The sequence below is a fragment of the Streptomyces tardus genome (assembly GCF_018101125.2).
In the GTDB taxonomy this organism is placed as follows: Bacteria; Actinomycetota; Actinomycetes; order Streptomycetales; family Streptomycetaceae; genus Streptomyces; species Streptomyces tardus.
In genome coordinates, this window is sequence record NZ_JAELVF020000001.1 from 1,142,257 (window position 1) to 1,154,531 (window position 12,275).

Annotated in this window: 8 protein-coding genes; 5 read left to right on the plus strand and 3 right to left on the minus strand. The window is 74.0% G+C overall.

Going from position 1 to position 12,275, the window contains the following annotated elements; translation table 11 throughout:
• Positions 1-330: 330 nt before the first annotated feature.
• Complete coding sequence (locus JGS22_RS05010; RefSeq protein ID WP_211043022.1) at positions 331-1,464, minus strand: hypothetical protein; 1,134 nt, start codon at positions 1,462-1,464, stop codon at positions 331-333.
• Positions 1,465-1,574: 110 nt separating this feature from the next.
• On the opposite strand from JGS22_RS05010, the gene JGS22_RS05015 reads away from it, so the two are divergent.
• Both JGS22_RS05015 and JGS22_RS05020 read left to right on the plus strand, forming a co-directional pair.
• Positions 1,575-3,980, plus strand: a complete 2,406-nt coding sequence (locus JGS22_RS05015) for a helicase C-terminal domain-containing protein (protein ID WP_211043021.1) — start codon at positions 1,575-1,577, stop codon at positions 3,978-3,980.
• Positions 3,981-4,343: 363 nt separating this feature from the next.
• On the plus strand, positions 4,344-5,996 hold the full coding sequence (locus JGS22_RS05020; RefSeq protein ID WP_211043019.1) for a DNA repair helicase XPB: 1,653 nt from the start codon (positions 4,344-4,346) through the stop codon (positions 5,994-5,996).
• 157 nt (positions 5,997-6,153) lie between these two features.
• On the opposite strand, the gene JGS22_RS05025 is transcribed toward JGS22_RS05020, so the two are convergent.
• Positions 6,154-8,244, minus strand: coding sequence for a HelD family protein (locus JGS22_RS05025; RefSeq protein ID WP_308405517.1), 2,091 nt, complete (start codon positions 8,242-8,244; stop codon positions 6,154-6,156).
• Positions 8,245-8,785: 541 nt separating this feature from the next.
• Between JGS22_RS05025 and JGS22_RS05030 the strand changes: the two genes are divergently transcribed.
• The gene (locus tag JGS22_RS05030; RefSeq protein ID WP_236073030.1) at positions 8,786-9,076 is read left to right on the plus strand and encodes a hypothetical protein; all 291 of its coding nucleotides are present in this window, start codon (positions 8,786-8,788) and stop codon (positions 9,074-9,076) included.
• A 211-nt stretch (positions 9,077-9,287) separates the two neighbouring features.
• Here JGS22_RS05030 and JGS22_RS05035 read toward each other — a convergent pair whose 3' ends face one another.
• On the minus strand, positions 9,288-10,034 hold the full coding sequence (locus tag JGS22_RS05035; RefSeq protein WP_211042884.1) for a copper homeostasis protein CutC: 747 nt from the start codon (positions 10,032-10,034) through the stop codon (positions 9,288-9,290).
• A 241-nt stretch (positions 10,035-10,275) separates the two neighbouring features.
• On the opposite strand from JGS22_RS05035, the gene JGS22_RS05040 reads away from it, so the two are divergent.
• Entirely contained in the window at positions 10,276-11,049 is a 774-nt protein-coding gene (locus tag JGS22_RS05040) for an HD domain-containing protein (RefSeq protein WP_236073031.1), read from the plus strand.
• Positions 11,050-11,337: 288 nt separating this feature from the next.
• A complete protein-coding gene (locus JGS22_RS05045) occupies positions 11,338-11,901 on the plus strand; it encodes a TIGR03086 family metal-binding protein (protein WP_211042886.1) in 564 nt (187 codons plus the stop codon).
• Positions 11,902-12,275: the final 374 nt, after the last annotated feature.

Consider the following 12,275-nt stretch of genomic DNA (forward strand, 5'->3'; position numbering starts at 1 on the left):
GGCCTCCTCGGCCTCGCGGCCGGCGCGGCGAGGGCTGATGGCGGGCTGGGCGGTTCGGCCGCCGGTTAGCGGTCACGGCGCAGGTCAACCGCCGGTGGGCCGCGCTACGTTCACCGGTCGTGCCGTGTCGCCGCGTCGTGCCCGAGGGTCGGGCAGCCAGTCGTGCAGGGCAGCGCGCGGGCTGTCGGCGGCGCACGGGGTCGCGCTCGGGAAGCGAGCGGTCGGTGGCGAGACGTCCGGCGGGACGGGGGCCCGGCGCGGGCGGCCCGGCAGAGACGCGGAGGGCGCGGGCGAAACACGGAGGGCGAGCGGAGACGCGGATCGCGGAGGTCAGCGTGGGCGGCGGGCGCGCCAGAGGAGGAAGGCGGCGCTGGCGGCAGCGGCGGTGCGCAGGAGCCACGGGTAGCTCTCGTTCAGCACCTCGCCGAGCGCGCCCTCGGGGATCGGCTCGCCCCAGCGTTCGCCCGCACGCCCCCAGAGCCACACCGCGGTGCCGACGGCGACCAGTGCCGGCATGCCCGCGGCGGCCCACTTCGCTTCGTTGCGGCTCAGCCGCGGGGACCACCAGGCCATCAACCAACCGAGCCCCAGCGCGATGAGATTGCCGAGGGCCGCGCCCGCGGCGAGCGTGAGCACGGCGGCCAGTTCGACCAACCCGCCGGCGCGCGGCACACCTGCGGCGGTGAGTCCTCCGCCGCGCAGTCGACGCAACAGCCCCCGCCCGGCAGGGGGTTCGGCCTTCTCCGCCGGGACGTCCTGCTCGATCGCGGGCACCCCGCCCTGCGCCGGGAGCCCCCGGGTCACGCCCGGCTGCTCACCGGCCACACCCTCCTTGGGCGGCGGCTTCAGCATCTCGGGGATCTCGATTCCGCCGACGAAGCCGTCTATCTCGCCGCCGCTCTTCTTGATGTACGGACTCGGGTCGTTGCGCCACCAGTCCGGGTCGGACTCGGCCGCGGAGAGCTCGTCCATGCCGGCAAGATGCGGCGGCGGCGACCCGGTGGTGGGAAAACCGGTCCCGGTGCCCGCGGTGGGGGCGCCCTGGTCGGTCGGCGCGTCGGCGTACTGCTGCGGGACGGGGGCGGCCGGGCCGCCCGAACCGGAGCCGCCCGCGGGAGCCGCGCCGCCGGCGCCCTCGCGCCCCTTGAACAGGCGGGCCCCCAGGCCCCGTACGGAGGTGCGGCCGGTCGTCGACGAACCGTCGCTCGGACGCGGCTCGGGGATCGTTGCTTCGCTGCCGGAGATGGAGGCGACGACTTGCTCGGGCCTGCCGACCGACTTGAGGATCTTCCGCACCGAGGACGTCGTCTCGACACCTTCGGCCTTGGCCCGTCGCTGCTCGATGGTGGACCGCAGTTGCCCGATGAGTTTGGCGCGCTCGGCCGCCGTCATCGACGTTCCGTGCGCCAGGTCTCCCACCCGGCTGAGGTAGTCCAGCACGAGCCGTTCGCTCTCGATCCCCACGGAGAAGACCGTACCCTCCCGGCGGCGCGGGGACAGCCGTTCGAGCCGGTCCGTTCGGAGGGAAACGCAGTCCGGCCCGTACCGCCCGGGTCGGTACTACTGTGGGGCGAATGACCAGCGAGACCGGTTCCCCGCGCACCCTCGCCGACGAGCTGCGTTCCTGGCCCGACGAGGCGATAGCCGAGCTGCTGCGGGTCCGTCCCGACCTGCTCTCCCCGGTGCCCGGCGATCTGACGCAGCTCGCCACCAGAGCGGGCACCCGGGCCTCGGTCAGTCGTGCGTTGGAGCGGCTGGACCAGTTCGCGCTCCAGGCCGCGCAGGCGCTCGCGGTGGCGCCGGACCCGTGCCCGTACGCCGTGCTGGAGGCGCTGCTGCCCGGCGGCGAGGCCGAGCTGCCGAGGGCGCTGCGGGCGCTGCGGGCCCAGGCGGTGATCTGGGGCGGCGACGACCGGCTGCGGCTGGTGCGCACCGCTCGTGAGCTGCTCGCCCCCACCTCCACCGCTCCGTCGCCCACCGGGCTCGGCCCCTCGCTCACCGAGGCGGCGGTCGGCATGTCGCCCGGACGGCTCCAGGAGATGCTGCTGAGCGCCGGCCTGGCCACCACGGCCGACCCGGTGAGCGCACTCGCCTCGCTGGCCGAACTGCTCGGTGATACGGGGCGGTTGGCCGAGCTGCTGGAGCAGGCCCCGGCCGGTTCGGCGACGATGGTGGACAAGCTGCTGTGGGGCCCGCCGTACGGGGAGGTGTCCGGCAGCCCCTCACCTCCGGCCCGCTGGCTGCTCGACCGCGGAGTGCTGCTGCCCGCCGGGCCGCGCACCGTCGTACTGCCGCGCGAGGTGGCGCTGGCACGCCGCGAGGGCAGGGCGCACGAACAGCTGGAGGCCGTGCCCCCCGAGATCGTGCTGCGGCGCCAACACCCCGAGCGGAGCGTGGACATGGCGGCGGCCGGACAGGCGCACACCGCGCTCGGCCGGATCGACGACCTGCTCCAGGAGTGGCAGCACACCTCCCCCGCCGTGCTGCGCGCGGGCGGACTCGGCGTACGGGACCTCGCGCGCACCGCAGCGGCGCTTGAGCTGACCGAGGGCGAGACCGCTTTCTGGATCGAACTCGCGTACGCCGCGGGGCTGTTGGCCTCGGACGGCGAGGCCGACGAGCGGTACGCACCGACCCCCGCCTACGACAGTTGGCGTGAGCGCCGCGACCACCACCGGTGGGCCGCACTGATCACCGCCTGGTTGCCGATGACCCGGATTCCGGGCCTCGCCGGCACCCGGGACGGCAAGGGCCGGCCGCTGTCCGCTCTCGGTCCAGGCCTGGACCGCAGCCCGGCGCCCGGCCTGCGGCTCCGACTGCTGCGGCTGCTGGCCGAACTGCCCCCGGGCGCCGCGCCGGAGCCGGACGCGCTGGCCGCCCGGCTGCGCTGGGAGCGACCGCTGCGTGCGCCCGGCGCGCTCCGCGAGCAGCTGTGCGCGGCCACGACGCAGGAGGCCGAGCTGCTGGGAGTGACCGGCCGCGGTGCGCTGGCCTCCGGGGTGCGGGAGTGGGTCACGGCCGTCGACGGCGACCGGCCCGCCGCGGTGGAGAAGGCCGCTCAGCTGGTCGCCCCGCTGCTGCCCGAACCGCTGGACCACGTACTGCTCCAGGCCGATCTGACCGCGGTGGCGCCCGGCCCGCTGGAGCGTCCGCTCGCCGAGACGCTGAACGTGCTGGCCGACATCGAGTCCAAGGGCGGCGCGACCGTCTACCGCTTCACCACCGCTTCGGTGCGGCGCGCGCTGGACGCCGGCCGCAACCCCGCCGAACTGCACGCCTTCCTCGCCGCGCACTCCCGCACCCCGGTGCCGCAGCCGCTCAGCTATCTGATCGACGATGTCGCCCGCAGGCACGGACGGCTGCGGATCGGCGTCGCGTCGGCGTACGTGCGCTGCGAGGACGACAGCCTGCTGGCCGAGATCCTCGCCGACCGGCGCAGCGCCGCACTGCGCCTGCGGCTGCTCGCGCCCACGGTGCTCGCCTCCCAGCTCGACCCCTCCCAACTCCTTTCGAAGCTGCGGGAGTTGGGTTATGCGCCGGCCGCCGAGTCGGCCGAGGGCGATGTGCTGATCAGCCGGGTCGAATCCCGCCGAACGCCGCCGCGCACCGCTCCCGAACCGGTGCCCGACGGCCCGCCGCGACCGGACGCGCGTCTGCTGACCGCCGCGGTGCGCGCCATCCGCGCCGGCGACCTCGCGGCCACCGCCCCGCACCGAAAGCCCCGCGCCCCGCGCAGCTCGCCCGCGGGCGAGCTGCCCCGCAGCACCTCCGCGGACACCCTGGCGACCATGCAGTCCGCGGTGCTGACCGGCGAGGCGGTCTGGATCGGTTACGTCAACGCCGACGGCGCGGCAAGCCAACGGGTCATCGCCCCGGTGCGGGTGGAGGGCGGGTTCGTCACGGCGTACGACCACACCGCCGACGAGATCCGCACCTACCCGCTGCACCGCATCACCGGCGCCGCCGAACTCGCCGAGTGACGTCCTGCCCGGGCCGGGCAGCGGCCTCGGCCCCGGGCGGCGACGCCGGCCCGGGGCCGGTGGTGCCGGTCCCGGGCCGGTGGTGCCGGCTCCCTGGCTGGGGTACCGGTCCCCGCCGAGGGCCTCCGGCCCGACGGGGAGCCGGGCACGGGCGGCGCCCCGGAGGTCCGGGCGGTGGCCAGAGGCGGACGGGGAGCCGAACGCGGGCCGTCGGCCAACCCCGCCGGGGCCCGGACGCGGGCGGGGAGCAGCGAGCCGCGACCGTGAGCCGGGTCACGACCGCCCGGGCAACGTACGCCGAGGTCGTAGCCTGGTGGACGGCCCGCAGCCGCCGGGCCCGAAGGCTACGGAAGGCTGGCGCCGGTGAACGCTGGACCCCTGATCGTCCAGAGCGACAAGACGTTGCTGCTGGAGGTGGGCCACGAGCAGGCCGACGCCTGCCGGCGGGCCATCGCGCCGTTCGCCGAGCTGGAGCGCGCTCCCGAGCACATCCACACCTATCGGATGACGCCGCTCGGCCTGTGGAACGCGCGCGCCGCCGGGCACGACGCCGAGCAGGTCGTCGACGCGCTGATGGAGTTCTCGCGCTACCCGGTGCCGCACGCGCTGCTGGTCGACGTCGCCGAGACCATGTCCCGGTACGGGCGGCTGACGCTCAGCAAGCACCCGGCGCACGGTCTGGTGCTGGCGACCACCGACCGCCCGGTGCTGGAGGAGATCCTGCGCTCGAAGCGGATCAAGCCGCTGGTCGGTGTCCGGGTCGACCCGGACACGGTCGCGGTGCACCCCTCCGAGCGAGGCCAGATCAAGCAGACGCTGCTCAAGCTGGGGTGGCCGGCCGAGGATCTGGCCGGGTACGTGGACGGCGAGGCGCACCCGATCGAGCTGGACGAGCGCGAGTGGTCGCTGCGGCCCTACCAGAACCAGGCGATCGAGGGCTTCTGGCACGGCGGCTCCGGCGTGGTGGTGCTGCCCTGCGGCGCCGGCAAGACGCTGGTCGGCGCGGGCGCGATGGCGAAGGCGGGCGCCACGACGCTGATCCTGGTGACGAACACGGTCTCCGCACGGCAGTGGAAGCACGAACTGGTCCGCCGCACCTCGCTGACCGAGGACGAGATCGGCGAGTACAGCGGCACCAGGAAGGAGATCCGCCCGGTCACCATCGCCACCTACCAGGTGCTGACGACCAGGCGGAAGGGCGTCTACCCGCATCTGGAGCTCTTCGACTCCCGGGACTGGGGGCTGATCGTCTATGACGAGGTGCATCTGCTCCCGGCGCCGGTGTTCAAGTTCACCGCCGACCTCCAGGCCCGGCGCAGGCTCGGCCTCACGGCGACGCTGGTGCGCGAGGACGGCCGCGAGTCGGACGTGTTCTCGCTGATCGGGCCGAAACGGTTCGACGCTCCGTGGAAGGAGATCGAGGCGCAGGGCTACATCGCACCGGCGGACTGCGTGGAGGTGCGGGTCAACCTCACCGAGTCCGAGCGGCTGGCGTACGCGACGGCGGAGGCGGACGAGAAGTACCGCTTCTGCGCCACCACCGACACCAAGCAGCGCGTGACCGAGACTTTGGTGCGCCGGCACTCGGGCGACCAGACGCTGGTGATCGGCCAGTACATCGACCAACTCGACGAGCTGGGCGACCGGTTGGGTATCCCGGTGATCAAGGGCGAGACGAGCAACGCCCAGCGCGAGAAGCTATTCGACGCCTTCCGCCGGGGCGAACTCTCCGCGCTGGTGGTCTCCAAGGTGGCCAACTTCTCCATCGACCTGCCGGAGGCCACGGTCGCCATCCAGGTCTCCGGGACGTACGGCTCCCGCCAGGAGGAGGCCCAGCGGCTCGGCCGAGTGCTGCGCCCCAAGGCCGACGGGCACGAGGCGCGCTTCTACACCGTGGTCGCGCGGGACACCATCGACCAGGACTTCGCCGCGCACCGCCAGCGCTTCCTGGCCGAGCAGGGGTACGCCTACCGGATCGTCGACGCCGACGAGTACCTGGCCACCCCCGAGGACTGACCCGGCCCGAGGGGCCCCGCGTCCACGGGCGCGGGCGCGTACGGGCTCGTACCCGCGCGGACCGGTTCGTACGGGCGGGCACAGGCCTGTACCGGCTCGGACCGGCTCGTGCGGGCGCAGACGGGTACGAACGCGGCTGCGACGAGCCGGGCGGGGCTCAGTCGGAGAGGGCCTCCGGGAGGGGGCTCGCGTGGACGACGGTCAGGCCGGAGACCGCGCGGGTCAACGCGACGTAGAGGCGGCGCAGCCCGGTGCGGTCGTCCGGTTCGGCGTCGACCACCGCGGCCGGCTCGTCGAGGACGACGTGGTCGTACTCCAGGCCCTTGGCGAGCGACGCCGGGACGAGGGTGAGCCGGGCGGCCTCGGAGGTCTCCCGGCCGGGGTCGAGATACGGCATCCCCGCCTCCGCCAGCGCGGTCGCCAGCCGGTCGACGCGGGTGTCGGCGGCGATGAGTCCGATGGAGCCCTCGCGCCCGAGCGCTTCGCGGCAGGCGGCGACGACCGCCGCGTCCAACTCCCCGGCAGGCACCGCCCGTACGGCGAAATCGCCCGGCGCCTCGCGCACCGAGGTGGCCTCCTCCAGCTCCGGGGCGATGGCCGGCAGCAGCCGGGAGGCGTAGGCGATGACCTCGCGCGGCACCCGGAAGCCCTGCGTCAACTCCTCGACGGCGGCGTCGGGTTTACCGAGATGCCGCAGCGCCTCCTGCCAACTCCCGGTCGCCCAGGGGGTGGTGCCCTGCGCGATGTCGCCCAGCACGGTCGCGGAGCCGGTGGAGCAGCGGCGGCCGACGGCTCGGTACTGCATCGGCGAAAGGTCCTGCGCCTCGTCCAGCACGACGTGGCCGAGCGAGGGCGTACGGGCGACCAGGTCCATCGCCTCGTCGATCAGCACCAGGTCCGCGGCGGACCACTTGGCGGACTTCACACCGCGTGCGGGCCGGGCCCACAGCAGGGTCTTCTGCTCCTGGTCGTCGAGGATCCCGGCGGCCTGCTCGGCGAGGAAGTCGGCATCGGACAGCAGCCGCAGCACCAACCGCGCCGGGTCGACGGCGGGCCAGACCTCCTTGACCGTCGCCTTCACCGCGGGGTTGCGCGCCACGGCGTCCTGCACCCGGTCGTCGGGCGCCTCGCCCGCCTGCTCCATCCGGATCAGCACGGCGTGTGCGATGCGTTGCGGCAGCGCCTCGCGGGCCGCGCCGTAGCGGATGCCGCGCTCCCTCAACTGCTCGGTGATCTCGGCGAGTTCGTACGCCGGGACCCGCCAGCGCCGGGACCCGCGCACCACCACGCACGGCTCGGTCGGCGTCGTGACGTGGGAGAGCAGCGCCCTGCGCAGCACTTCGGCCATCCGCGCGTCGCCCTTGAGGGTCGCGGTGGGCGCGTCGTCGGCGCCGCGGACGGGGAAGTGGGCGACCAGCCGGTCGGCGGTGGTCTGCCGTACGGCCAACTCGCCCAGCGCCGGCAGGACTTGCTCGATGTAGTGGAGGAAGGACTCGTTCGGGCCGATGACCAGGGTGCCGGTGCGGGCGAGGCGCTCGCGGTGCGCGTAGAGCAGATACGCGACCCGGTGCAGGCCGACGGCGGTCTTCCCGGTGCCCGGGGCGCCCTGGACGCAGACCGTGCCCTCGACGGCGGCACGGACGATCTCGTCCTGCTCGGGCTGGATGGTCGCGACGATGTCGCGCATCGGGCCGACCCGGGGGCGCTCGATCTCCCGCTGGAGCAGCGCGCTGCTGCGGTCGGCCTCGGTGGTGTCGGTGAGGTGCTCGTCCTCGTAGGCGGTGAGATCGCCGTGGGTGTAGCCGAACCGGCGGCGCAGCCGCACCTGTTGAGGATCTCGGCGGGTGGCGCGGTAGAAGGGCTGCGAGACCGGGGCGCGCCAGTCGATCACCATCGGATCGCCCTCGCGGTCGTGGACGTGGCGACGGCCGATGTAGAAACGGTGGGCCTCGCCCCCCGGCCCGTGCTGCCGGACGGCCCCGCCGCGGGAGCCGTCCGCGGGAGGGCCCTCCGCGAGGGCGTCCTCGTAGTCGAGCCGGCCGAAGAAGAGCGGGGCGTGGCTGAGGTCGGCGAGCGCCTTGATGCGCTCCTGCACACCTGCCCTCACCACCTCCGCACTCACCCAACTCGCCGCCACATCGGCGGTGTCGAGCGATTCGACCTCCTCCCGCATCGCCCGCAGGGCGGCACGGGAGTCGGCGAGATGGGCACGTTCGTGGGCCAGTGGATCGGACGCGTGCGCGGACACGGCGGTACTCCTACGGGAAACGGACAAGCCACCGCACGTCGGGACGGGCGGGTCGGGCCTGGGGCGGCTGCGGACGGTGGCACGCCGGACGGGCCGGGCGTGCGGAAGTCTCGACCGGTTCCGTCCGGCCGGGGTCCTGCCGGGCTCCGTCGGCGCACCGGGCCATGGGCTGCGCGGGCGCTGAAGACGGCCGCGGGCTTCGGTGCGGGCCGTACACACGGCCACGGAAGCGGCGGGTACGGGGTGGGTGAAGCTCCGGGAAGGAGGCAAGACGCGAGAGTGTACTCAGCGGCGAGCGGGGACGCGAACCGTTTTTCCGGCCGGGCGCGCGCGGGTCGCGGACCTCGCCGCGAAGCACGGGGAGCGCGGGGAGCGCGGTGGCGCTCTGTCGTGGGGCCGCCGTCACAGGGCCCCTGTCAGAAGGCCTCTGCCATGGGTCGATGCCGTGGCCGACCCCTACGGCTCAGGGCGGAGGGTCAAGATCACTCGTATCCACACCAGGTCGGATGTGCCTCGAAAGGATGACTCGCATGCTGGGCACATGAGTACCGCATCGTTCACCTCTGCCATGGGCGGCCCGGAGAACCGGGGCGGCCGAACCGACGACAGGTCCGCCGAGCCGGGAGCCACCGCACTGCTCTCCGGTCGCGACCACCCCCGGCACCTGCTCGGCAACGCACTGCGAGTGACCAAGGTGTTTCTGACGACGGCCTTCGGCGTCGTCGTGCTGGGACAGTCCGATCAGGACGCGGGCGTGTACCGGCGCAAATCCGCGCGGCCCGCCCGGGTCGTACCGCAACCGCGACCACCCTCAGCCCCGATCCGCGGCTGACCGCCGCGACGCGCCTGGCGCGCATCGTCCACCGGGAGCGTCGCGTGCGGGGCACTGTGCTGTCGGCAGGGCGCGAGTGAGGCGTGCACCGCCGACAGGGGGTGCTGACGCGAGGTGCAGGACGCCGGCCGACCGTCGGGACACAGCAGGCGGGTGCGCCTGCTGGTGGGTGCTGCCGCACCGCGGCAGGCGGGTGCGGCGGGCCCCGGGGTCACATCGCGGGGGCCGGTACGCCCGGGGGTTCGTGATCCAGGGGTTCGCGGTCGAGGGCCAGGCGCCAGCGGCGTACGGCGTCGGCGTCGACCGGCTGCGTCCAGCCGCCGGGGCGCGCCGCCGCGCCGATGTGGAAGGCGTCGACGCCCGCCTCGCGCAGCGGCGGCACCTGGTCGAGGCGGAGACCGCCGCCGATCAGAAGGCACGGGGTGTAGCCCGGCTCGCCCGCGAGGTGGCGTTCCGCCTCGGCGGTGAGAACGGGCAGACCGTCGGCGACGCCGTGCGGCGATCCCGCGGTCAAGTAGGTGTCCAGCCCGGGCAGTTCGGCCAGCTCCTGGCGGACGGCGTGCCGATCGGCAGCGTGGTCGACGGCGCGGTGGAAGGTCCACGAGCAGCCGCCGAGTTCGAGCAGCAGGTTCTCCGTCGCAGCGAGGTCCAGCTTCCCGCCCTCGTCGAGGAAGCCGAGAACGAACTCCTCCGCGCCCTCGGACCGCAGCTCGCGGGCGCGGGCCGCCAGCTCCGCGAGCCCGCGGTCGCCGCCGACTGTGAAGCCCGCCGAGAGGCGCAGCATGACTCGCACCGGGATCGTCACGGCGTCGCGAACGGCCCGGAAGAGGGCGATGTCCGGTGTCAGGCCGTCTGCGGCCATGTCCGTGACCAGTTCGAGGCGGTCGGCGCCGCCCGACTGGGCGGCGGTCGCGTCGGCCGCGCTCAGCGCGATCACTTCGAGCATTGGTCTAGACATGTGCACCAGGGTGGCACACACCGCCACCGTACGGAAGCGCACCAGGCTCCCCACCGCGAGCGACCCGGCACGGCAGCCCGCCCCAACACCCGCACGCCACGGGCCGGTTGAGGCCGGCCCCGGCCACACCGGGCCGACTTCCCCCACCGTCGCCGCCCCGCCCCGCTCACCGCTCTTCCACGCCACAGCACCCGCCGCCCACGACTCCGGCGAGCCCGCCGGGGTCGGCGACAATGGACGCATGCCGGCCCAGGACACCCCAGCCCCGCACTCGGACGAACCGCACTCGGTCGACCCCGATCGAACCGACCGAACCGACGGACGGACCCACCCCCAGCACCCCCGACAGCAGCCGCACGAGCACCCGCGGACGGCGGAGCTGACCGGACGCTGGAACCGGCTGCTGCTCGCCGCCCGCGACGCCCCACACGGCCCGGACCCCGAGCCGTACGCCCGTGACCTGCTGCGTCGCTGGGCGGAACCACAGCGGCGCTACCACACCACCGACCACCTCGCCGCGGTGCTGGACCGGCTCGACGAGCTGGGCCACGACACCGTCCACGCGTCGGACCCCTGCGCCGTCCAGCTGGCGGCCTGGTTCCACGACGCCGTCTACCGCCCGGACCGCAGCGAGAACGAGGAACGCAGCGCCGCCCTCGCCGAACGCGCACTCCCCGAAGCCGGCGTACCCGACTCCCGGACCGTCGAGGTCGCCCGACTGGTACGGCTCACCGTCACCCACGACCCCGCCCCCGGCGACACCAACGGCGAGACCCTCTGCGACGCCGACCTCGCGGTGCTCGCCGGCACACCCGAGGAGTACGCCCGTTACGCGGCCCGAGTGCGCGAGGAGTACGACTTCGTTCCCGAAGACGTCTTCCGCGCAGGCCGCGGGAACGTACTGCGCCAACTGCTGGCGCTGCCACGCCTGTACCGCACCCCACACGGCGCCGAACACTGGGAGTCACGCGCTCGTCACAACCTGCACGCCGAGCTGACCCTGCTGCTCGACTGAATCCGAAACTCCCGAGCACCGTCAACCCGACCCCACCCCGGCAACACCGGTTCGAGCCCCCGACCTGCAACCGCCCTCGCCACCGTACGCACACCCACCGACACCGAACGCGGCCGTGGCCGGCCCGGATCGGGCCCCTCGGACCCCTCAGGTCTTCTACCGCACGGCCATGCTTCCCCGGCCCGCCCCGCCCGGCACGCGTCGACCCGCGCGCCGCCCGTACCGGCGAGCCCGCGCATCCCTCCGTCCGCATCGCAGAGCAGCACGAGCACTGGCACGCTGGAACGCATGGACCTGCTCACCGCGCTCGACCGCGGCTTCACGGAATTCGGCCAACGCGTGGAGTACATCGGCGACGACCAGTGGTCCGCCGACACACCCTGCGCCGAGTGGACCGTGCGCGATCTGGTCAACCACCTGATCGGCGAACACCTGTGGGCGCCCTGCTTGTTGAAGGGCTCCTCCGTCGCGGAGGTCGGCGACCGATTTCACGGCGACGTCGGCGGCGACGACCCGCGCGGCGCCTGGGAGGCGGCCAGCGCCGTCTCCCAACCCGCGTTCCACCGCCCCGGCGCCCTCGACCTGCGCGTGGACACCACCATGGGCCCCCTCGACGCCGAGGAGTACGGCTGGCAGATGACGATCGATCTCACCGTTCACGCCTGGGACCTGGCCCGAGGCATCGGCGTCGTCGACCGCCTCGACCCGGAACTGGCCGCAGCACTCCTCGAACGCGTCGCCCCGCACGCGGAGGAGTGGCAGGGCCACGGCATCTTCGCCCCACCCGTGAAGGTCCCCGCCGACGCCCCGGCCCAGGACCAACTCGTAGCCCTCCTCGGCCGCAAACCGTAACCGCGCCGACGAAGGGGAAAAGGCCGCCCCGTACATGGCAACGCCCCAAAGGTGCCCCATCTTCGCGTCCCCCGGGGCACCTTTGACCACTGCAGTCAGTCGCAGCCCCACGTGAGCCCACCGCGCGCCCACGCCCGGGGCGCAGGCACCCTCGGGCCTCGAAGACGCCGCGGGGCCGGAAGGTCTGTGCGTGACACGAGCCGACATCGTCGCACTCAAGCAGCAAGCTCGACCAGAACCGCAACAGGAACCGCAGCGCACGCCGGCCGTTGAGCTCCTGAGCGTCGAGAGGGCCACCGCTCCGGGCCGTATCCCACCGCCACGAGCGGGGCGGGACTCCACGCTGCCGACCTTCGCGTGACAGAACACCACCC